This window comes from Nocardia beijingensis NBRC 16342 (genome assembly GCF_001612785.1).
Lineage (GTDB): Bacteria > Actinomycetota > Actinomycetes > Mycobacteriales > Mycobacteriaceae > Nocardia > Nocardia beijingensis.
Genome location: NZ_BDBC01000010.1, coordinates 327158 through 347945, shown reverse-complemented (window position 1 = coordinate 347945; position 20788 = coordinate 327158). Strand labels below are relative to the sequence as shown.

23 protein-coding genes are annotated in these 20788 nt (G+C 69.2%); 10 read left to right on the top strand and 13 right to left on the bottom strand.

From position 1 onward, the window contains the following. The first annotated feature begins 56 nt into the window (after positions 1-56). Positions 57-455, top strand: a complete 399-nt coding sequence (locus NB3_RS06815; RefSeq protein WP_157111576.1) for a hypothetical protein — start codon at positions 57-59, stop codon at positions 453-455. A gap of 73 nt (positions 456-528) precedes the next feature. Beyond that, positions 529-1434, top strand: a complete 906-nt coding sequence (locus tag NB3_RS34820; RefSeq protein ID WP_067798092.1) for a universal stress protein — start codon at positions 529-531, stop codon at positions 1432-1434. Between the two features lie 3 nt (positions 1435-1437). Here the strand turns inward: NB3_RS34820 and NB3_RS06805 are convergent, their stop codons facing one another. After that, positions 1438-1893 (bottom strand): hypothetical protein, encoded by a 456-nt coding sequence (locus tag NB3_RS06805; RefSeq protein ID WP_067798089.1) that lies wholly within the window; start codon positions 1891-1893, stop codon positions 1438-1440. A gap of 153 nt (positions 1894-2046) precedes the next feature. Here NB3_RS06805 and NB3_RS06800 point away from each other — a divergent pair, with 153 nt between their 5' ends. Both NB3_RS06800 and NB3_RS06795 read left to right on the top strand, forming a co-directional pair. Next, complete coding sequence (locus NB3_RS06800) at positions 2047-3003, top strand: GlxA family transcriptional regulator (protein WP_067798086.1); 957 nt, start codon at positions 2047-2049, stop codon at positions 3001-3003. A 95-nt stretch (positions 3004-3098) separates the two neighbouring features. Next, positions 3099-3713, top strand: a complete 615-nt coding sequence (locus tag NB3_RS06795; protein ID WP_067798084.1) for a dihydrofolate reductase family protein — start codon at positions 3099-3101, stop codon at positions 3711-3713. A 4-nt stretch (positions 3714-3717) separates the two neighbouring features. Here NB3_RS06795 and NB3_RS06790 read toward each other — a convergent pair whose 3' ends face one another. Further along, entirely contained in the window at positions 3718-4638 is a 921-nt protein-coding gene (locus NB3_RS06790) for a hypothetical protein (RefSeq protein WP_067798081.1), read from the bottom strand. Between the two features lie 70 nt (positions 4639-4708). Next, positions 4709-5224, bottom strand: coding sequence for an ester cyclase (locus NB3_RS06785; RefSeq protein WP_169810648.1), 516 nt, complete (start codon positions 5222-5224; stop codon positions 4709-4711). A 121-nt stretch (positions 5225-5345) separates the two neighbouring features. Here NB3_RS06785 and NB3_RS06780 point away from each other — a divergent pair, with 121 nt between their 5' ends. Beyond that, complete coding sequence (locus NB3_RS06780; protein ID WP_084485874.1) at positions 5346-6137, top strand: DJ-1/PfpI family protein; 792 nt, start codon at positions 5346-5348, stop codon at positions 6135-6137. Here the strand turns inward: NB3_RS06780 and NB3_RS06775 are convergent. The 3 genes from NB3_RS06775 to NB3_RS06765 all read right to left on the bottom strand — a co-directional run bounded on the left by NB3_RS06775 (position 6118) and on the right by NB3_RS06765 (position 9123). Beyond that, complete coding sequence (locus NB3_RS06775; RefSeq protein WP_067798076.1) at positions 6118-6666, bottom strand: thioredoxin family protein; 549 nt, start codon at positions 6664-6666, stop codon at positions 6118-6120. The two genes, NB3_RS06780 and NB3_RS06775, sit on opposite strands and share 20 nt — an antisense overlap. A gap of 84 nt (positions 6667-6750) precedes the next feature. After that, on the bottom strand, positions 6751-7704 hold the full coding sequence (locus NB3_RS06770; protein ID WP_067798073.1) for a threonine/serine dehydratase: 954 nt from the start codon (positions 7702-7704) through the stop codon (positions 6751-6753). Between the two features lie 24 nt (positions 7705-7728). Further along, on the bottom strand, positions 7729-9123 hold the full coding sequence (locus NB3_RS06765; protein WP_067798070.1) for a bifunctional lysylphosphatidylglycerol flippase/synthetase MprF: 1395 nt from the start codon (positions 9121-9123) through the stop codon (positions 7729-7731). Between the two features lie 1123 nt (positions 9124-10246). On the opposite strand from NB3_RS06765, the gene NB3_RS06760 reads away from it, so the two are divergent. Continuing rightward, positions 10247-10741: a hypothetical protein gene (locus NB3_RS06760; protein ID WP_157111572.1), complete on the top strand. Its 495-nt coding sequence runs from the start codon at positions 10247-10249 to the stop codon at positions 10739-10741. A gap of 21 nt (positions 10742-10762) precedes the next feature. Here NB3_RS06760 and NB3_RS33980 read toward each other — a convergent pair whose 3' ends face one another. Further along, the gene (locus tag NB3_RS33980; RefSeq protein ID WP_084485872.1) at positions 10763-11119 is read right to left on the bottom strand and encodes a Rossmann-fold NAD(P)-binding domain-containing protein; all 357 of its coding nucleotides are present in this window, start codon (positions 11117-11119) and stop codon (positions 10763-10765) included. A 33-nt stretch (positions 11120-11152) separates the two neighbouring features. Next, entirely contained in the window at positions 11153-11929 is a 777-nt protein-coding gene (locus NB3_RS06755) for an FAD-dependent monooxygenase (protein WP_084485871.1), read from the bottom strand. Between the two features lie 86 nt (positions 11930-12015). On the opposite strand from NB3_RS06755, the gene NB3_RS06750 reads away from it, so the two are divergent. Further along, positions 12016-12717 carry a TetR family transcriptional regulator gene (locus NB3_RS06750; RefSeq protein WP_067798064.1) on the top strand — a complete coding sequence of 234 codons (702 nt, stop codon included), beginning with the start codon at positions 12016-12018 and terminating at the stop codon, positions 12715-12717. A 72-nt stretch (positions 12718-12789) separates the two neighbouring features. Further along, positions 12790-13488, top strand: coding sequence for a helix-turn-helix domain-containing protein (locus NB3_RS06745; RefSeq protein ID WP_067798486.1), 699 nt, complete (start codon positions 12790-12792; stop codon positions 13486-13488). Here the strand turns inward: NB3_RS06745 and NB3_RS06740 are convergent. The 3 genes from NB3_RS06740 to NB3_RS06730 all read right to left on the bottom strand — a co-directional run bounded on the left by NB3_RS06740 (position 13485) and on the right by NB3_RS06730 (position 15801). Continuing rightward, on the bottom strand, positions 13485-13874 hold the full coding sequence (locus tag NB3_RS06740) for a VOC family protein (protein ID WP_067798060.1): 390 nt from the start codon (positions 13872-13874) through the stop codon (positions 13485-13487). The genes NB3_RS06745 and NB3_RS06740 overlap by 4 nt on opposite strands. A 54-nt stretch (positions 13875-13928) precedes the next feature. Continuing rightward, a complete protein-coding gene (locus tag NB3_RS06735; protein WP_067798057.1) occupies positions 13929-14342 on the bottom strand; it encodes an arsenate reductase ArsC in 414 nt (137 codons plus the stop codon). Between the two features lie 547 nt (positions 14343-14889). Next, entirely contained in the window at positions 14890-15801 is a 912-nt protein-coding gene (locus NB3_RS06730) for an oxygenase MpaB family protein (protein WP_067798054.1), read from the bottom strand. Positions 15802-15911: 110 nt separating this feature from the next. On the opposite strand from NB3_RS06730, the gene NB3_RS06725 reads away from it, so the two are divergent. Continuing rightward, complete coding sequence (locus NB3_RS06725; protein ID WP_067798050.1) at positions 15912-16667, top strand: SIR2 family NAD-dependent protein deacylase; 756 nt, start codon at positions 15912-15914, stop codon at positions 16665-16667. A gap of 19 nt (positions 16668-16686) precedes the next feature. Here NB3_RS06725 and NB3_RS06720 read toward each other — a convergent pair whose 3' ends face one another. Next, the gene (locus NB3_RS06720) at positions 16687-17985 is read right to left on the bottom strand and encodes a D-arabinono-1,4-lactone oxidase (protein ID WP_067798047.1); all 1299 of its coding nucleotides are present in this window, start codon (positions 17983-17985) and stop codon (positions 16687-16689) included. A 54-nt stretch (positions 17986-18039) separates the two neighbouring features. Continuing rightward, complete coding sequence (locus NB3_RS06715) at positions 18040-18720, bottom strand: TetR/AcrR family transcriptional regulator (protein ID WP_067798044.1); 681 nt, start codon at positions 18718-18720, stop codon at positions 18040-18042. A gap of 117 nt (positions 18721-18837) precedes the next feature. On the opposite strand from NB3_RS06715, the gene NB3_RS06710 reads away from it, so the two are divergent. Continuing rightward, entirely contained in the window at positions 18838-20337 is a 1500-nt protein-coding gene (locus tag NB3_RS06710) for an MFS transporter (protein ID WP_067798041.1), read from the top strand. The last annotated feature ends 451 nt before the right edge of the window (positions 20338-20788 follow it).

Genomic DNA, 20788 nt, shown 5'->3' with positions numbered 1-20788 from the left:
GCGCGGCCGGCGTCCGTTCGACGAAGAGCGACTCACGACCGATAGGACCACCTCGCATGCGAAAAGGAGTTGCCGCGACAGCGGCGGCGATCGGAACAGGCGCGGCACTCGCGCTGGCTTGTCCTTCTCCGGCCGGAGCCACGGTCACCCAGGTAGGGATGTATCCCGGCATCAACTTCGGTTTGGCGACGAACTACGGGACGGGCTGCACCCACACCGCGCGAGCCACGGTGACCGACACCGTCGCGCCGGTGACGTTCTACGACAACGGCGTTCCGTTCGGCGTGGTGCGGCCGTCCGGCGGCGTCGCACTGATCGACTGGGTGCCCGCCACCCCGGGCTTGCACACCGTCAGCGCGGTACAGGAGCCGTACCCGCCGTATGTGGCGAGTATCGACCTCCGCGTCGGTGAAGGCGTCCACGTGGGGTATGCGTGCATCGTCAGCGGCGGGTGACCGGTCCGCCGCGCCGGTAGGGCCGGAACCGGCGATGCCGAGCTCGATCTTTTCGTCAGGAAAGGAACTGAGCATGCGAAGCAACGGGCCGATCGTGGTCGGTGTGGACGGCTCCGCCGGATCGTCGGCGGCGGTCGCGTGGGGCGCGCAGGCCGCCGCGCAGCACCAGGCGCCCCTGCGCCTGGTGCACGTGCTCGACCCGGTCGCCGATTACGGGCCCGGCGTCACCGAACCGCTCACCAGCACCGACTACACGCGGTTGGAGGGGCACGGGCGCTGGGTGCTCGACACCGCGACCGAGGAGGCGCGGATCGCAGTGCGAGCGCTGCACGACATCGAGATCGCCACCGAGATGGTGTACGAGCCGGTCGGTCCTGCACTGCTGGACCGCACCCGGGAAGCACGGATGATGGTGGTCGGCACCCGCGAACGCGGGACCGTGCGGCGCGCGCTGCTCGGCTCGGTCAGCGCGGCGCTCGCGCGCCGGGCGCGTTGCCCGCTGGTCGTGGTCCGGGAGGGCGCGCCGCTCACCGAGGAGGCCAGGAAGCAGCTGATCCTGGTCGGCGTGGACGGCACGGAGATCAGCGAACCCGCCATCGAAGCGGCGCTGCACGAGGCCTCGGCTCGGGATGCGCCCTTGCTGGCCCTGCACGTGTGGACCGGCGTCGAAGTGCCGTCGGTGAGCGCCGAACTCGCGGTGGACACCGAAAAACAGATCGTGCTCGCGGAGAGCCTCGCCGGATGGCAGGAGCGCTTCCCCGATGTCGAGATCCGCCGCGAGATCGTGACCGACCGGCCCGAGCGCTGCCTGCTCGAACGGTCCGGGCAGGCCCAGTTGCTCGTGGTCGGTAGCCGGGGCAGGGGTGGGTTCGCCGGCATGTTGCTCGGCTCGACCAGTCAGGCGCTGCTGCTGTCGGTGGCGTGCCCGATCATGATCGTCCGCGACCTGTCGATGGAAGTCCGCCACCTGCCCGACTGAGCGTCATGCTCCGGTCGTCGAACCCGGCCGCACGATCATCAGAACGGTGACCACCGCCCACAGCAGGTTGAAGACCCCGGTGTCCATGGCGAGACGACGGATCAGCGCCGGGGTGGTCCCGGTGAGGTCGGCCAGGATCTTCTGCTGTCCCGGCAGCACGAGCAGCGCGAGCACGCCCGCGGCGGCCGTGGTCAACCCGATCGACACGATCAGCCAGGCGTCGCCGAGCACGCCGAGACTCAGAGCGGTGAGTGCGCCGAACACCGGGACGAGCACGCCGAGCGCCGCGTAGACCCGGCATATGCGGTGCAACGTGCCGAGGACGGCGGGGCTGTGGTCGGCCACGGACGGGGCCAGGGCACGGCGGGTGGTGGCGGGAAACATGCTGGCAGCCACCGTCACCGGTCCGACGGCGATGATCACGGCGAGCACGTGGACCGAGAGCAGGAACTTCGTCACGGCGGTCGAGACTAGCCAGTGGCAGGGACGCGAGGAATTGGCGAAAGTGCCACATATCGACTGATTCTCGCCATCCGTGCTGAACTGCTGAGTTCGTACAACGCGCAGTTGACCGGCAGTGGCTGGAATCGACCGGCCAACTACACTATTGCCATGCACACCGTGGTCGTCCTCGCGCTGGACCAGGTGATCTCGTTCGATCTCGCCACACCGGTGGAGGTGTTCGGACGCACCTGTCTGCCCGACGGCCGCCCCGCCTACCGCGTGCTGGTCTGCGCGTGCGAGCCGACGGTCGACGCGGGCGTGTTCACGCTGCGGGCTTCGCGTGGTCTCGATGCGTTGGCTGAGGCCGACACGATCGTGCTGCCCGGCTGCGCCGATGTGGGCCTGCCGGTGCCGGACGAGGTGATCGACGCGCTACGCCAAGCGGCCGCCGCGGGCACCCGCATCGCGTCGATCTGTTCCGGCGCCTTCATCCTGGCGGCGACCGGATTGCTGAACGGGCGCCGCGCGACCACGCACTGGCTCGCCGCCGCCGAACTGGCCGCCCGCTACCCGGACATCGAGGTGGACCCCGGCGTGCTGTACGTGGACAACGGCTCGCTGCTCACCTCGGCGGGCGCCGCGGCGGGCATCGATCTGTGCCTGCACCTGGTCCGCCGCGACTACGGTTCGGCGGTCGCGGCCGACGCGGCCAGGAAGTCGGTCGTGCCGCTGGAGCGCGAAGGCGGACAGGCGCAGTTCATCGTGCACGATCAGCCGCCGACGCCGCGCGGCTCCACGCTGGAGCCGGTGCTGCGCTGGATCCAGGACAACTCCGCGCGCGACCTCACCCTCGACGACATCGCCGCCGAGGCCGGCATGAGCACCCGCACACTCAACCGGCGGTTTCGCGAACACACCGGAACCACGCCACTGCAGTGGCTGCTGCGCGCGCGCATCCGGCAGGCCCAGCATCTGCTCGAAGCCACCAGCCACCCGGTCGATCGGATCGCGGGCCAGGTCGGCTTCGGGTCGCCGACCGCGTTCCGTGACCGCTTCAAGCGGGTGGTCGGGACGAGCCCGCACAGCTATCGTGCGGCGTTCCACGGCTCCGGCGCCAACCGTTAGCCGCGGCACGAGTGTTCGGGCCGACCGATGAGTTCCCGCGCGTCGTCCCGTCGGATCAAGCGACACCCTCGTAACACGATCCGGGAGCAACGCACATGAGGAAGATCACCGCCGGTCTGTTCATCTCCGTCGACGGCGTCGTCGAAGACCCGCAGGACTGGCATTTCCCCTACTTCGACGACGCCATGGGCGCGGCCGTGGACGCCCAGCTCGGCGCCGCCGACACCCTGTTGCTCGGCCGCAAGACCTACGAGAGCTTCGCGGGCGCGTGGCCCGAGCGCGAAGCGGCGGGCGGCCCGGACGCGGCGTTCGCGACGAAACTGGGCGATGCGCGCAAAATCGTGGTGACGCGGCAGAAGCTCGAATTCGATTGGCGCAATTCCGAAGTGATCGACGGCGACCTGATCGAGGCGGTGACGGCGTTGAAGGCCGAGCCGGGCGGGGACATCGGCATGAGCGGCTCGGTCTCGGTCGTCCGTCAATTGCTGGCCGCCGGGCTGCTGGACGAGCTGCATCTGCTGGTGCATCCGATCGCGGTCGGCAAGGGCGAGCGCCTTTTCCAGGACGGCGCGCCCACCGTCGCGCTGCGCCTGCTGTCCTCGGCGACCTTCGGCACCGGCGTGTTGCATCTGGTCTACACCAGGGATGACGCCGCGCAGGAAGGAACCTACGAGGACGCGAAAGTCCATCTGTCCCAAGGTGTCCGGTAGGACGCTAGTGGCCGAGCGCTTTCGCGACGATGCCGCCGGTGACCGACTTGACGAGATAACTGGTGGAGTCGTGCGGTGACGCGCCGTTGTCGAAGTGCGGCTCGGTGACCGGAACGACGGCGCCGCCGGGACACGGCGGGAAGAACGGTGCGAGGTCGAGGTGCGCCGCGACGAGATCGTCCTCGTCCACCAGGTTGTGCCAGTTCGTCACCGCCTTCGGCACGGCGCTCGGCTGCGGCCGCAGCCGGTCGTACACGACGGAACGCAGGCCGAGCGGCGAGCCCATGGTCAGCAGGGCCACGGGGTGGTCGGTGCGGTGCAGCGCTTCGTAGGCGACCACGCTGCCGAGCGAGTGCGCGATCACCAGCCGCGTGTCCGGGCCGATCTGGTCGAGCACCTGCCGCTGGGCGTACTCCCGCAGCTCGTCGTCGGTGAAATAGCGTGCGACCTGGGACAGCGCCGCGATGACGAACTTCTGCGCCAGTCCGAATCCGAACGGCGCGAACCAGCGCAATCGCATCAGCGCGTTCAGAGCGGGCCGCAGCCGCGCTCGAGTTCCCTGCGCGACCGCGTCCGGCGGTGGCGGGGTGCCGAGGCGGCGGGCCGTCGCCCGGTCGCGCTGATCACCGGCGTGGTCCACGGCCGTGGCGAGCCATGCGGCCGCGAGTTGTTCCATCAGGTCCAGTTGGGCGTCGTCGAGTTCGGTACCCGTGCCCTGCGCGCCCTCGATCAGGAACCGATCGCCGTAGAACGCCATGCGGGTGGACAAGTCGCCGGGAGTGCCGTTGCGCCACAAGCGATCCGCCAATTCCGGTGCGCCGTGGTTGCGGACGCCTCCCGCGAGCCCCGGCAGCCAGCGCGCCTCCAGCGTGTCGGCCGATTCCTGCTCCTGCGCGATGCCGTGTACGAGGACGATCGTCGCCAACGTCCCACCCCTTTCGATCCCCGGTGCCTGGACCAGTGTCCCTCATCCGGGCGGGATCGGCAGCGGGGGCTCATCGGCCGGAGCGGTTGCGCGCCCGGATCGCTTTGCCCAGTGGCGCAATCGCATTGACGAGCCCGAACAGCACTCGCTCGGCGATCGAGTGCTGGGGAGGCAGCACGGCGAGTTGCCGGGCGAGGTCCAACCCGTTGACGATCGCGGTGTTCGACTCGATCAGCCCCTCTCGCACGACGAACACGTCGGTGCCCAGCAGGTCGAGCTGTCTTCCGTTGGGGGCCAACCCGATCAGCGTCGCGGCGCCGTCGAAACGGCCGCGCATGCGCCAGTGCACCACGGCACGCTCGTCTTGCGCCGTGACCGAGAGGATGTCCACGGTCAGGTCGGGGACCGCGGTGTGCACGTCGCGGAAGAAGGTCACGATCTCGCCGGGAGCGCGCAGATCGGCGACGCCGACGAACACGTCGCGCGCACCGGGCCGCCAGCAGTCGGCGACGGTTCGCCAGTCCTGCGCGCCGATCGCCTCGACGTAACGACGCGCCACCGCGCCCGGGTCGCCTGAGTCGGTCAACGGAAATCCTTTCGTCGAGAAGCGGTGGGTGCGCACATCATGGCAGCGATTGACACGTGCCCGATGCAGTGAAAGGCTTGTTCTTTCTTCGTCTCACGAATTTTCGGCGGAGGGGTCGACGATGACCGAACCCGAAGGGCGCGCAGCGGGCAAGACGGTGCGTATCGCGATAGTGACCTATCCGGGGATGACCGCGCTCGACGCGATCGGCCCGTACGAGGTGCTGCGTTTCGCGCCGGGTGTGGAGATCCGCTTCGTCTGGCACGAGCCGGGACCGATCACCACCGACAGCGGGGTGCTGGTGCTTGGCGCCACGCACTCGTTCGACGAGACGCCTGCGCCCGACATCCTGCTCGTCCCCGGTGGCCCCGGCTCGGCGGCGGCCGCGGTCGACGACGCCCTGCTGGCCTGGCTGCGGCGAGCGCACCGAAACACCCTGTGGACGACCTCGGTGTGCACGGGCTCGCTGGTACTGGCGGCCGCCGGACTGCTGTACGGACGGCCCGCCACGACGCACTGGCTGGCGCAGTCGGCATTGCGCGCACTCGGCGCCGACGCTCGCCCGGACGAACGGGTGGTGCGCGACGGGAAGACGGTCACGGCCGCGGGCGTCTCCGCGGGCATCGACCTGGCGCTGTGGCTGGTCGGGGAGATCTTCGGGGAGCAGCAGGCGCAGACCGCTCAATTGATCATCGAGTACGACCCGCGGCCGCCGTACGATGCCGGTCACGTCGGCAAAGCGTCGCGCGCCGTGCGGCTGGCCGCCACCGCCCAGCAGGCCAGGACCGTGGTCGAGCCGGGCAACCTCGGAGAATTCGCCCGGTTGTCGGCCGCCGTGCCGCAGTTGGCGTGGCGCAGCGCGATCCGCCGGGCACGCGAACGCGGGAAAGTCTTCAGGCGTCCCGCCATTTGATCGAGCAACCCATGCTCGGCCGGTGCGGTTCCGGTGCGGGCCGACCCGCGAGCACGGCTTCGACGGCCGTGCGCAAGTCGTTTCCGGTCAGCGGTTTGCCGTTCCCCGGCGTCGATTCGTCGAAGGCGCCGCGGTAGGCGAGCCGGAGGTTCGCGTCGTAGAGGAAGAAATCGGGGGTGCATGCGGCGCGGAAGGCCCGGCCCACGTGCTGTTCCTCGTCGACGAGGTAGGGAAAGGTCCAACCCGCGCGGATCGCCTGGTCGCGCAGTCGCAGCGGGGCGTCGTCCGGGTAGGCGGTCGCGTCGTTGGTGCAGATCGCCACGGTCGGCATGGACGGCAGCGAGTCGACCAATTCGCCGAGCGCCGCCTCGATGTGCTTGACGTACGGGCAGTGGTTGCATGCGAAGACGACCAGCAGACCGGGGCCGTCGGCGAAGTCGTCGCGGGAGTAGATCCGCTGGTCGAGATCGGGCAGCGAGAAGTCGGGTAGCGGTGTGCCGATGGGAACCATGTGTGAGGTATGCGCCATGGTGTGCCTTCCGTCGGGATCGCACAGGACAGCGGGAGCCTAACCCCGTGTCGTCCGATTCGTCGGAAATACGTCGATGCGCGGTCAGTCGGCGTGGCGGGTGGCGGCCAGATCCGCCGGGTCGGTGTTCGCTCCGCACAGCACCACGCAGACACGCTCGCCGGGCGCGGACCGGAACGCGGGCTCGTCGCCGCGGATCGCCGCCAGCGCGGTCGCCGCGGCGTGCTCGACGGCGAGGCGGTGCCGCGCCCACAACGCGCGGCGCGCCGCGATGATCGCGTCGTCCTCGACCAGCACCGATGTCACGTCGTAACGCTGTGCGGCCGTCAGCGCCAGCTCCGTGGCGCGCCGGGCGCCGAGCGAGTCGGCGGCGACCGAGTCGACCTCTACGTCCACCACCTGCCCGGCCGCGATCGCGGCGTGCAGCGCGCGGCAACGGGCGGGTTCGACGGCGACGGTCCGGACACCGTAGTGGTCGGCGGCCGTGGCGACACCCGCGAACAACCCGCCGCCGCCGACGGCGACCACGACGGCGTCGAGACCGGGGATGCGCGCGTGGATCTCCGTCATCAGCGTGCCGGCCCCGGCCGCGATCAGCGGGTTGTCGTAGGCGTGGGAGAGCAGCGCGCCGGTGGCGTCGGCGAACTCACGACTGGCCGCGAGCGCGTCGGCGTATTGCGTCCCCACCAGGCGGACGTCGGCGCCATAGGAGATCAACCGGTCCACTTTGACCCGCGGCGCGGTGGTCGGCAGGAACACCGTGGCTGGAATGCCCTGGCTGCGGGCCGCCCACGCGCAGGCGAGTCCGGCATTACCGCCCGAGGCGATCGTCACGCCGACCCGGGGAAGCGTGCCGTTCTCGCGGTGCGCGAGCAAGAAGTTCAGCGCACCGCGCGCTTTGAAGCTGCCGGTGTGCTGGAGGAACTCCAACGCGAACCACAGTTCGCCCGTGTGGTCGGCCTGCGCCACGGCCACCGGCCTGATCTGCCCGGCCACCCGCGCGGCGGCGGCCTTGACGTCGCTGTGGATCAGTTCCATCGGATTCCTCGCCTACCGTGCCGCTCAGTACTCGCGGCGGTGCGGGACGAACTCCAAGGTGAGCAGCGCGGCGGCGGCCATCACCACTTCGCGCCAGCGGACCAACGCGTAGCGCTGCTCCGACAGCGCGTGGAACTTCCGCAGGAAGCGGTAGAGCGATTCCAGCCGGATCAGCGGATCCGCCAGATGCGCCAGCAGGTAGAACAGCGTGGCGGTGCGCGATTTGTCCTTCTCGGCGAACAGTTCCGGGAACGGGGCGAAAGCCAGCGAGATCCGGTGGATGTCGTGCGCGGCGGCGTAGTCGACCAGATCGACGATCATGCGTTCGTCCAGGCCGTTGGGCGCGTCTCTGCGCCGCCACGGCACATCGAGGCTCAGCTCTCTTCCCCGCCCCGAAACGCCGTAGCGCTGGAAGCCGACCGGGTTGCCGTCGGCGTCGCTGGCGATCACCACCAGCATGTTGGGGTTCCGCCCGTCGAGCAGGTGGTCGAGGATCATCGAGAAGCCGCGGGTCTGCCTGCCGCGCCGCCATTCGTCGACGATGGCGAGCAACTCCTCGCGCCGCTGCTCGGTGAGCGCCGACTCGTACACCACCTCGGTGGTGACGCCGAAGTTCTTCGTGCGGCTCACCGCTTGGCGCAGGTTGCGGAACTTGCGTCCGACGAGGTTGAACTCGTCCACGTCGAGCACCACATCGCGGCCGATCGGCACCGCGCGCAGCCCGCGATGTTCCAGTGCCCACACCTGCCACAATTCGGCCAGTTCCGGGCTCGCGCCGAGCACGGCGACGCGCCAGCCCTGGTTGACCGCGAAGTCGGAGAACGCCGCGACCAGTTCGGGGAAGGCCGCGCGATCACCGATCGGGTCGCCCGCCACGGCGGCGATGCCGAAGCGGGCGCGATAGCCGATCGCGGCGGTCGAGGACGCGTTGAAGAAGTAGGTCTTGGCCGAGTGCAGGGCGAACGGCGCCAGCGGATCGCCTTCGGTGCGGCCGACCAGCTCGGCCACCCGGTACAGCTGGTCGGGCTGCGGTTTGCTGGATATGGGCAGCACCAGCACGAAGCCGGTGGCGGCCAGCAGCACGAAGCCCGCGTCCTGATGCTCGGCGCGGTAGGCCAGATGCGCGACGGCGAGCACCAGCACCGCGGCGGTGAGATGCGGCAGCGTGATCGGCCTGCGCAGGTGCAGCCCGCGCGCGACGAACACCCCGGACAGCGCGAGCGCGACGAACCAGCCGTGGTCGACGGTCTCGTCCGAGGTGACGTTGGATTCGTAGGCCAGGATCAGCGCGATCAGCAGCGCCAAGGTGATCAGCATGGCGCGCGTGGCGGGTGTGGTGGTGAACGCGGCTTCCCGGTAGCCGCTGAGGGTGGCTGCGCGCAACGTGCGCGCGCTGGAGGTTTCCTGGCCGTCAGGCACGACGGGGCTCCGCCCTGCCTTCGCGTTCCGCTGCCCACGACAGTTTCGCCATGGTGGCCCTCCAGATGATCGCCTACCGACACACTATGCGCCCCGGCGGTCTCGAGGAAATGCCTTTTCGAAACCGGCCGGTTGCTGCCGTGACGCGAACCGAACCAGACGCAGGTCCGTGCCACGCCAGCGCAAACATCGGACGAATCTTGTTTTATTCCCTCGCCGGAACGAACGATCGGGCAGCGACCGTTTGTGGCTGTCCCCGTGGACACCGCCGTGTCGCCCACGGTGCAGCCGTGCCGTACGCCCCGGTGGATCACCGAGGTGTAGCGGACCTGCGTGGCATCCGGGGCCGCTTGCAGTCGCGCGGGACCGACCCTTCCTGATCGGGGTGCGCGACTAGCAGCTCCGCCGTGATGGTCGCCGCCCGGCGAGGCGCGAGCCGCCCGTCCACGCAGGCCCGTGCCAGCGGGCTGGGCGCGACGAACTTCGAGCTCGCGAGCCGGTCGGGTCAGGCGGGCGCGTCCTTGCCCGTCGGGCCGTGAGCCCCTCGCGCGTCGAACCGAGCGCTACGGAGAACCCGGCACGTGCGTCCGGGTCGCCGATATCGGGCATGGGCAACGCCGGCGCGTGACCGGATCGATGGAGGACGTCCGACGCCGTGCGTCCGTGCCCGGCGACCGTGCGCAACATCTCGCCCAGCCACGGGTGCGAGCCGAAGGCGTCCATGAACAAACAGCCCCCTCTGCCGCCGCGCCCCGTCGTCCGGGGGCGCGGAGGAGGCGTCGGGTCGTGCGAACGTCACGGCCGAAGCCGAAGGGCTCCGAGGTCGGATCACGGCGGACAACCGGTGCGATCCTGGCCGGAAGACGCTCGGCCTGCGCGGAGAAACCCTCGGCTGCATGGCGATTGCCCGAACGTATAAGGTGCCTGATCGAAGCGAATCGATAATTCAACCCTATTTCATTCCCTCCGGTGCGGATTCGGAAGATTGCGGCCCAATTGCCGGTTCCTCGGCGTGTATCCAAGATTTTTCGCTGACCCGTTGTCATGCTCAGTGCCTGGCTGATCCGAACCAACCGCCTGACGAGTGGGCGCGACGAGAGGTCCGACTGTGAAACTGAGCTGGATGGCGATTACCGCGCTGGTCGCCGCCGCCGCGTGCGGGTGTTCCGACGACCCGCAGGGGAGCGCGGCGGTGACCTCCACGAGCGCCGCTGCCGCGTCGAGCGCTGCGGCGACGACGGCCGCTGCACATGACGACGACGCGGCTGACGGCGGTCTCCGTATTTTGCTGGGCGAAGCCAAGAAAGTTCCGGTGCCCGCCGATGTGGTGCTCGATATCCGGGCTCCCGCCGCGTGGGGCCAGGCCGCCGGCGGCATTCGCTGCACGGTCACCGATAGTTCCGGACGGAATGAAGATCTGCGCTCGTCGGACGCGAAGAAGACCGAGCCGTTCGGCGGGACGGAATGGGTGACGGTATGGACGTTCTCCTCCGTCCCGAACACCGACGTCACCGTGGCTTGCCGGGACCCGGAATCGAAGATCGCCGCCGCTCATCGTGATCCGTATCTGCGCGTCGTGCCGCGCGAGATCGTTCCGATCGCGGCGCCGCAGCGCTGACTCGCGCCCGGTGACCGCCGCTCAGGCGGCGCGCACCGTGACCGGCCGGTAGACCCGGGACGCGAGAGCCTGCAGCACCATCAGGCGGGTCAGCTGGTTGCGCAACCAGATGTGGCCGCCGGTGGCCGGAATCAGCATGGAACTGCTCGCCCGCACCGAACGCTGGGCCCGCAGCACGGTCGGACGCAGGACTTGCTCGTAGCGGCGGAAGGCGATCCGGTGGTCGCCGCCCGCCGCGGCCAGCTCGGTCGCGAGCAGGTGCGCGCCCTCGATGGCCAGCGCCGCGCCCGCTCCGGACAGCAGCGTCGCGCAGTAGCCTGCGTCACCGACCAGCGCGACCCGCCCGTTCGACCAGGCCGGTATGCGAACCTGGCTCACCGCGTCGAAGTAGAAGCCGTCGTCGGCGGTGGCCTAGTCGAGCAGAGTGGGCACCTGCCAGGATCGATCGTCGAAATACTCGCGCAGCAGAGCTTTCTGGGCATCCTGGTCGCGGTGGTCGACATCGAGCACGCGATCCTCCCGGAAGGCGAAGAACGCCGTAGCGACGTCATGGGCGCCCGACCGGTAGACGCCCGCCACCTTTCCCGGTGTGTTGTAAAGGGTCACCGAGTGTGGTCGTCCGAGATCGCCGTCGATACGCGCGGTGGCGAAGTACACGCCGAGGTGGTGCAGCGCGTCGGATTCGGGCGTGACGGCGAGATTCCTGGTGCGCGAATGCAAACCGTCGGCTCCGAGGACGAGGTCGAATTCGGCTTGCTTGCCGCTGTCGAAGGTCACCTCGACGCCGCCGGGGTGCTGGGTGATCGCGGCGATCGAATCGCCGAAGGTGTACTCGACGTCGTCGGCGGTCGCCTCGTACAGCACCTGGGCCAGGTCGCCGCGCATGATCTCGATGTCGCCCTCCGCGTTGAAGGTGCTCATGCTCATACCCGCGACCCGGCGGTCGGCGGCGTCGACGAAGGTGAGTTCGCGGATGTCGGTGGCGCGTTCGCGCAGCCGCGGCAGCACGCCCATGCGCTCGGCGATCCGCACGGAATCGGCGCGGATGTCGACGCCGTTGCCACCCGCGCGCAGTGCCGGGCTGCGCTCGACGACCGTGGGGTGGAAGCCGTTGCGCACCAGCCAGTACGCGAGCGTCGGTCCGGCGATGCTCGCGCCGGAGATGAGGATGCGGGGTTCGTGCGCCATGAGCGCCTCCTTCGTGTGGCTGACCGTTGGTCAGTCACGAAGGTAAGGCACTGACCATCGGTCAGTCAACGAGTAGGATCTGGACCGTGAGCGACGAGACGACCACCCGTACGCGCATCCTCGAGGTGGCCATGGACCTGTTCGGGACGCACGGTTACCACCGCACCTCGGTCCGCGCGATCGCCGAGCAACTGGGCATCTCCAAGGCGGGCGTGCTGTACCACTACCCGAGCAAATACGACATCCTCGCCGGTTTGGCCGAACCGTTGCTGGAGGCGATGGAGCGCACCATCGCCGAGGCGGCCGATCCGGATCCGTGCGAGGCTCGCCGTCGCGTTATCGAAGGGTTGCTCGAGGTGTTCCTCGCACACCGCTACCTGCTCCGGCTCAACGTCAGGGACCTGGCGCTGGCCGCTCCCGGAACCATTTTCGAGCGGTTCAGCACGACCATGATGCAGGCGAACATCCTGGTGGCGGGCCCGGACGCCACCTTCGCCGAGCGGGTGAGGGCGACACAGGCGGTGGCGGGGCTCAGCGACCCGGTGGTGCTGTACGCCGAGGCGCCGGTCGAACAGCTGCGCGCGGAGGTGCTGGAAGGAGTGCGGCTGTTGCTGGCGCCTACGGACCCGGGGCCGTCCGCGTCCGGGACGAGGGGCAGGCCCGCGGCCATGACCGCGGAGCGGATCGAACTCGCCCGCCGGCTGCGCGACGAGGGGGGCCGCAGCGTCCCCGACATCGCCAGGGAACTGGGTGTCTCCCGGGCGACGTTGTATCGCTATCTCAAATAAGCAGTCTTATTGAGACGATATTTTTGAGACGCTCTGCTCGTGCTGTCGGTGGTGCGGAGTAGCGTCGGCATCATGGACGACGTCGCCTATCGCGAGCGGCCGTCGCGGTACGCGGGCGCCGTGTTGTGGACCAAGACCCTCGACGGCCCCGGGCTGCCGGTGCTGCCCGACGGCTGCATGGATCTGATCTGGATGAACGGCCGGTTGGTCGTCGCGGGGCCGGACACCAAGGCCCACCACCCGGGCGGATCGGCTGGTGATCGATACGTGGGCGTCCGGTTCTTCCCCGGTACCGCGCCCCCGTTGCTCGGCATCCCGGCGCGCGAGTTGCGCGATCGGCGCGTCGATCTGGCCCAGCTGTGGCCGTCGGCGGTGGTCCGGCCGCTGGTGGACCGGATGGCGCACGCCGGTGACCAGGCGGCGGCGCTGGAACAGATCGTAGGGCGGCGCGCGGCCGAGACCGAACCGGCCGATCCGCTCGTGCGGAAGGTGGTCGGCGCGCTCGACGCCGGGTGGCCGGTGGCGGCGGTCGCCGACGCGGCCGGGGTGGGCCAGCGGACCCTGCACCGCCGCTGCCTGGACGCCTTCGGCTATGGCCCGAAAACCCTCGCGAGGGTGCTGCGAATGCAACGCGCGCTGGCCGCGGCGCGCAGCGGCGTACCGCTCGCGGACACCGCGCTGCGGACCGGATTCGCCGACCAGGCGCACCTGTCCCGCGAGGTGCGCGCCCTGGCCGGGATTCCGCTGGGAAGGTTGCTCGCTCGGTCCTAGCGCGCGGCGTACAGGTCGACGCCGTTGCCGTCCGGGTCGTGCACCACCGCGTAGCGCTGCCCCCAGAACGCGTCCCACGGCTTCAGTTCGCCGTGGTACCCGGCGTCGACGAGTTCGTCGTAGACCGCGTCCACCGCCGCGGGATCGGCGCAGCGGAAGGCGATCCCGAGACGGCCCGCGCCGATCGGCGGTGTCCACTCGGGGTGGAAGGACCGGATGACGGCTTCGGTGTCCAGCGTGAGCCGCATGCCGTTGGGCAGCGCCGCTTCGACGTGCCCTTCCTGGTCGGAGCCTGCCGGGAAGTCGAGACCGAGGCGGCGGTAGAAGGCCACCGACGCGGCCATATCGCGGACGACGATGCCGATCACGTCGAGTTGTGGTGTCATGCCGGCAGCGTAGGCAGCGGCGTGCGGACGTGTCTTGAACGAATCGGACAGCGCCTACCGCGCGGGCGCGGGGACCAGTTCGGCGATGAGGTTCTCCACCAGGATGCGGATGCGGTCGCGGATCGTGCGCACCACGTCGATGGTCTGGTCGGCCGGGTCGGGCAGCATCCAATCGCGGTAGCTGATGCCGGGGAAGAACGGGCAGGCGTCGCCCGCGCCCATGGTGACCACCACGTCGGAGATGCCGATCGCGTCCATGGTGAGCGGCTTCGGAGTGTGGCCGGAGATATCGATGCCGATCTCGGCCATGGCGTCCACCACCGTGGCGTTCAGGGTCTCGGCCGGTGCGCTGCCCGCCGATCGCACATCGAACCGGTGGCCCGCGAGGGCGGTGAGGAACCCGGCGGCCATTTGCGAGCGGCCCGCGTTGTGTTCGCAGACGAACAGCACACTGGGCTTGTGGGACATACGAACGCCTTTCGATGTGCAAGGTGGAGCATAAGTGTGCTGGCTGCCGGACCGGCCGCCCGGCTGGGTGAGCCGAAACGCTTTCGGAGCGTATGAGATACGTATACCAGCGCGCCGCGAATCGTTACGGCGCGCCGTGCCGTCGCGTGCGCGCGCGTACGGCTGCCGCAGGTCAGCGGCCGTAATCCGCTGTCACGCAGCCGCTGTGCGCCCGAGCGGTCCGCGCGGCAACGCGCAATGTTCCCCGCGGTGACGCACGGGATGACCGCGTCGAAATGCCTGCGACGTTCGGAGCGCTCGTCAGCCGCCGGTATCCGGCCACGCGATTCGATGCGGCCGCACACGGGCATCACCCGGACCTAGCTGATCCGCGGATCGCCGCGCGCGCGACATCGCATCGCGAAGCGTGCCTCGGCGTCCGTCGCCGACGCGAGCACCCCGGTCGAGGCGAGTCGGCCGGGGTGCTGGCGTGGATCAGTGGAACGTCATGGTGGCGGGAACCGCCCCGCTGCCCATGTCCACCGCGTACGGATTCGGTGCGAGCCGATCAGATCGGACGCAGGTCGATCATCTTGCGCAGCCGCTGCCGGTCGCGTTCGAGGCGGCGAGCTTCGTAGGCGATCGGGAAGTAGCGCAACCGCTCCGGCAGCAGCGGAACCAGCCGCGCGATCAGCCAGCCGAGCACGCGCAGCTTGCGTTCGTCGGCCGCGGTCCAGGTCAGGCCGAGCTTCTGGCGCGCAACCTCGGGCGTGGTGCCGACCGTCACGAAGTACTGCAGCCAGCCGATCGGCGCCACCGCCGCTTTCCAGGCCGGACGCAGCACGCGCGGCAGCTGCTTCGGCGGCGCGACGGAGCGGATCACCCGCAGGTAATCGCGCGCGGTGTCGGTGGCGACCAGATGGTTCGCGACGGTGTCCTCGAAGAACTTCTCGAACTCGGTGTAATTCGCCGGGATCTCCTTGGGCGCGACCGAGAAGTTGCGCAGCAGTTGCAGCGTCTCCTGGAAGTACGCTTCCTTGTCCGCCGCGGTGAGTGGGCGCTTGGCGAAGTACTTGGCGCTCTCGGTGAAGGCGAACGTCCCGGTGTGCAGCACCCAGGCCCATGGCGCGCTGGACAGGGCGGTGTGGCGCACGCCGTCGGCGTCGGTGGTGTTCAGCGACGCGTGCAGCTCGCGCAGGCGGTCGGCCTCCGCGAGCGCCTCCTCGCCGCCGTAGACCCACATCATCACCGAGGCAAGGCTGCGGGTGGCGCGGCCCATCGGGTCGGTGCGGAAGGTGGAGAACTCGTCCACCACAGCGGAGATGGTCGGCTCCATGGTTTGCAGCAGGAAGGCCGAGCCCGCGGTGAGGGAGAACGTGATCAGACCGGTCTGTTCCCACATCCGGGTTCCCGGTTCGATCGGGCGGCGAGGCGGCAGCGTTCGCGCGCCGGGGGTTTCGCGTGCGACGGACGCGGTCATCGTGATCTCCCTTGATCGGCCTGATTCATACAATGAGATGATAACCCTAACAATCTCTCATCGTCTATCCGTGGCAGGCGATCTTGTCGCTGCCCCTAGGCTGTGCAGACATGACGACCGACTGGCGCAGTCGTACCGGCCGGATAGGTGTGCTCACCGGCGCGGGCATCTCCACCGATTCCGGCATTCCCGACTTCCGCGGCCCGCGCGGGGTGTGGACCGAGGACCCCATCGCCGAATTGCTGTCGACCTATCAGAACTATGTGGCCGACCCCGCCCTGCGGCAACGCGCCTGGCTCGCGCGCCGCGACAATCCGGCCTGGCAGGCCGTCCCGAACGCGGCGCACCGCGCGCTCGCCGACTTGGAGCGGGCCGGGCGGACGGTCACCATCATCACCCAGAACATCGATCGCCTCCATCAGCGGGCGGGGTCGTCGCCGGATCGGGTGATCGAGATCCACGGCAACATGTTCGAGGTGGTCTGCGTCGAATGCGACTACCAGACCTCGATGTCGGCCACCTTGGAGCGAGTGGCGGCGGGCGAGCCCGACCCGCCGTGTCCGGACTGCGGTGGCATCCTCAAGGCCGCCACCGTGATGTTCGGTCAGCAGATGGACCGCCGCACCATGACCAAGGCCGCGCTCACCGCGGAGACGAGCGACATCTTCCTGGCCATCGGAACGTCGTTGCAGGTCGAGCCCGCGGCGTCGATGTGCTCCATCGCCGTGCGCGCCGGCGCGGACCTGGTGATCGTGAACGCCGAGCCCACGCCGTACGACGCCATGGCCACCGAGATCATCCGCGAACCCATCGGCACGGCCGTGCCCCGCCTGGTCGCGGAACTGCTCGCCCAACGACCGGGGTGAATTCCCCGGCGGTCCGGGTTCAGCCGACCGGGCCGAGCACCCGGTCGAGGTAGGAATTGGCGAAACGCCCTTTCGGGTCGAAGCGGCGGCGCACCTCGGCGAACCGCTCCCAGTCGGGGTAGCGGCCACGCAGGGTCGCGGCGGTCTGGAAGTGGCGTTTGCCCCAGTGCGGTCGGCCGTCGTAGCGGTCGAAAACCGCTTCGCAGGCGCGGAAATACGGCTCGAAGGCCATGCCGCGGTACTGGTGCACCGCGATGTAGCAGGTGTCGCGGCCGCTGGCGGGGGAGAGGAACGCGTCGTCGGGCGCGACCCAGCGCACCTCGATGGGCATCGGGGTGTCGAAACGAGTGGACAGCTCCTTGATCTCGCGAATCGCGGCCACGGAATGCTCGCGCGGGATCGCGTACTCCATCTCGGTGAAGCGGATCAGGCGCGGCGAGGCGAACACGCGGTAGGAGCGGTCCACCTGACGCCGGTAGCTGCCCGCGTAGGCGGCGCCGCGCTGAATCCACGGGAGCAGGCGCGGCTGCCTGCGGCTGAGTCCGCACAGCACGTCGAACAAGTGGTTGGACAACAGGATGTCGGTGAACCAGTCCACCGCCTTCGGGCGGGGTTGTTCGGGCAGGGCCACGCGGTTGTTGCGTTTGGTCATGGCCAGCGGGCTGTGCGCGAACATGTAGAACTCGAAATGCTCGTTGCCGTCGACGAACGAATCCAGATCGGCGAGCACGTCCTCCACCGGGACCGGACGCTCGATGCCCTCCAGCACGAAGGACGGCACCATCCGCAGCGTCACGGCGGTGACGACGCCCAGCGCGCCGATGCCGACCCGCGCGGCCCGCCAACCGTCGGGATCGGTCCGCTCGTTCAGTTCCACCAGGGTCCCGTCGGCTTGCATCAGTTCCACCGAATGCACCGCGGCGGAGAGGTTCTGCAAGGTCGCGCCGGTGCCGTGGGTGGCCGTGGCGATGGCGCCTGCGACGGTCTGCACATCGATGTCGCCCAGGTTCGGGAAGGCGAGACCGTGCTCGTGCAGGGCGGTGCTTGCGGCGTTCAGGCTGATACCCGCCTCTATCCGGACCAGGCCCTCGGCCCGGTCGACGTCGAGCACGCGGTTCAGCTTCGCCAGGCTCAGCAGCGTGCCGTCGGTCAGGACGGCGTCGGTGAACGAATGGCCCGCGCCGGCGACGCGCACGGGCCGGTCGTCGGCTTCGGCGTCGGCGAGCAGGCCGGCCAGTTCGCCGACGGAGCGCGGGGTGGCGAGTAGCGCGGGCGCACAGTGTTGATCGCCCGCCCAGTTCACCCACGAGTTGGTCATGTGACCAACTTTACGGGAGTGAACGTGACGTGCGCTACTTACGGTTCGATTTCGCTACCGCTTGCGCCAGCTACAGGTCAGCTGTTGCTTGGCCTGCTCGACCTCGTCGTCGGTCAGCGGGGGGACGTCGAGATGCCTGCGCGGCGTGTTGTCGCCGCGCAAGCCGTTCAGCATGATCGCCATATACCGCTGCCAGACATCGGGATTCACCGGCTTGGCGAACTCGGCGAGTCCGTCGACCATGTGCACGAGGGCGAAGAAGTCCGAGGGCTCGATGCCGTCGGCGAGCACGCCCGCGTCGCGGGCGCGGGCGCAGATGGCGTGCACCTTCGGCTTGATGCGATCGCGCACGACCGCGAATCGATCGGTCTCGTCGTCTTCGAGTTCCAGCATGACCTCACTGAATCCGCGGTTCGTAGCCATGTGTCGACACGCGTATTCGAAGAACTCGACGAGTCCGAACCAGGGATCGGGATGCCGGTAGGCGGCGTCGGCCGCGTCGGCGAAATCGTTCAGGTTCTGGTCGAAGACCTCGACGATCAGTTCCTTCTTGTTCGCGAAGCGGCGGTACACCGTGCCGACACCCACACCGGCGCGCTCGGCCACGTCGTCGAGAGTGATCTCGAGTCCGTGGTCGGCGAACAGTTCCCGCGCCGCGGCGATGATCCGCTGCTGATTGCGCGCGGCATCGGCCCGCAGGCGCCGGGGTGGAGAGACGACCGTGGCGTGATTCACACCTGCATTCTATCAACATCGCGGATTAACCGGAGGCGTTATCTCCGTTATCGTGATAGCTTCTCCGAGTAAGCGGAGGAGAATCCTCCGGATCAATGCTCGAGACAAAGGGTACACATGACTACCGCGATCGACCGCGGGGCGCCTGCCCCGGAGCGAACGGGAAGTGGGCGGCGCGGCTCGCACGCCCTGCGCTGGTGGGTGCTCGCCGTCCTCGGCGTCGCCCAGCTCATGGTCGTGCTGGACGCGACCGTGGTGAACATCGCACTGCCCGCCGCCCAGCAGGACCTCGGCTTCAGCGACGCCGACCGCTCCTGGGTGGTGACCGGCTACGCCCTGGCGTTCGGCAGCCTGCTGCTGCTCGGCGGACGCCTCAGCGACCTGTTCGGCAGGCGCAACACCTTCATCGTCGGTTTGGTCGGCTTCGCGGTCGCCTCCGCCGTCGGTGGCGCGGCCACCAGCTTCGAGATGCTCGTCGCGGCTCGCGTCGGACAAGGCGTCTTCGGCGCGCTGCTGGCGCCCGCCGCGCTCTCCCTGCTCACCGTGACCTTCACCGAACCGTCCGAACGGGCCAAGGCGTTCGGCATCTTCGGCGCCGTCGCGGGCACCGGCGGCGCGATCGGGCTGCTGCTCGGCGGCGCGTTGACCGAATGGGCCTCGTGGCGCTGGGTGATGTTCGTCAACCTCGCCTTCGCCGCCGTCGCCCTGGTGGGCGCCGTGCTGTTGCTGGCCAAGCACGCGAGCACCGAGCGGCCGAAGCTCGACATCCCGGGCACGATCGTGGTGACCGCGGGCCTGTTCGGCATCGTCTACGGGTTCTCGCACGCGGAATCGGACGGGTGGGCCGACGGCGTCACCCTCGCGTTCCTGCTCGGCGGCGCGGCGTTGATCGCGGTGTTCGCCTGGCTGGAGACCAGGGTCGCGCACCCGCTGCTCCCGGTGCGCATCGTGCTCGACCGGATGCGCGGCGCCTCCTACCTGACGGTCTTCGTCATGGGCATCGGGATGTTCGCGATCTTCCTGTTCCTCACCTACTACATGCAGCTGACCCTGGGTTACTCGCCGATCATGACCGGAGTGGCGTTCCTGCCGATGGTCGCGGGCATGGTGGCTTCCTCGACCACCGTCCCGTCGCTGCTGTTGCCGAAACTCGGCCCGAAGGTCGTGGTCAGCGGCGGCTTCCTGATCGCTGCGGCGGGCATGGCCTGGCTGACCAGGATCGGTTTGGACACCGGCTACGCCACCCACATCCTGCCCGCCCTGATCCTGCTCGGTCTCGGCCTCGGCGGCGCGATGTCGACCGCCTTCCAGGGCGCCACCTCGGGCGTGCAGCACGAGGACGCCGGCGTGGCATCGGCCATGATCAACACCAGCCAGCAGGTCGGCGGATCGATCGGCACGGCGCTGCTGAGCACCATCGCGGCGTCCGCGGCCACCGACTACCTGTCCACCCGCACGCCGGACCCGCTCACCATCGCCCAGTCCGCGATCGAGAGCTACACCACCAGTTTCTGGTGGGCCACGGCGATCTTCGTGGCGGGCGGCGTCCTCACCGCGGTGCTCATGCCGAGCACGGCGCCCGCGCCCGCAGAGGGAGAGCCGGTGCTCGCCCACTGACCCGAGTGCGGTAGCGCCGACCGGGTTTCCGGCGCAGCGGCCGCCGTCCCGCGATTCCGTCGCGGGGCGGCGGCCGTCGTCGTTCGCCGAGCAACGCGCCCGCGCGAGCAGCCGCGCTGTGCTGTCTGATTGCCGATCGGTTGACCCGAGCGATCCGGCCCGAGTGGGAACGAATCATTCCGCGGTGCGGATCCGGATCGCGGTTCGTGGCGCCGAGTATCGTGCACGACACGCTCGGTTCGTCCTCCGCACACGGCAAAGCACTCCCGAATCACCATCTTTGGTGCAAAATACGAGGTAAGTAGATGTGGCGGGCCGTGATGGCCCGCGGTCCGCCGTCCGGCTCACGCGGTAAATGTCCTGGGATGCTTCGCGATCGGGATCCCGATGATTCCGACCGCTTCGGTGTGGGTAGCCAAGAGGCTGCTGTGCACCCTCCCCTGTACCGGCG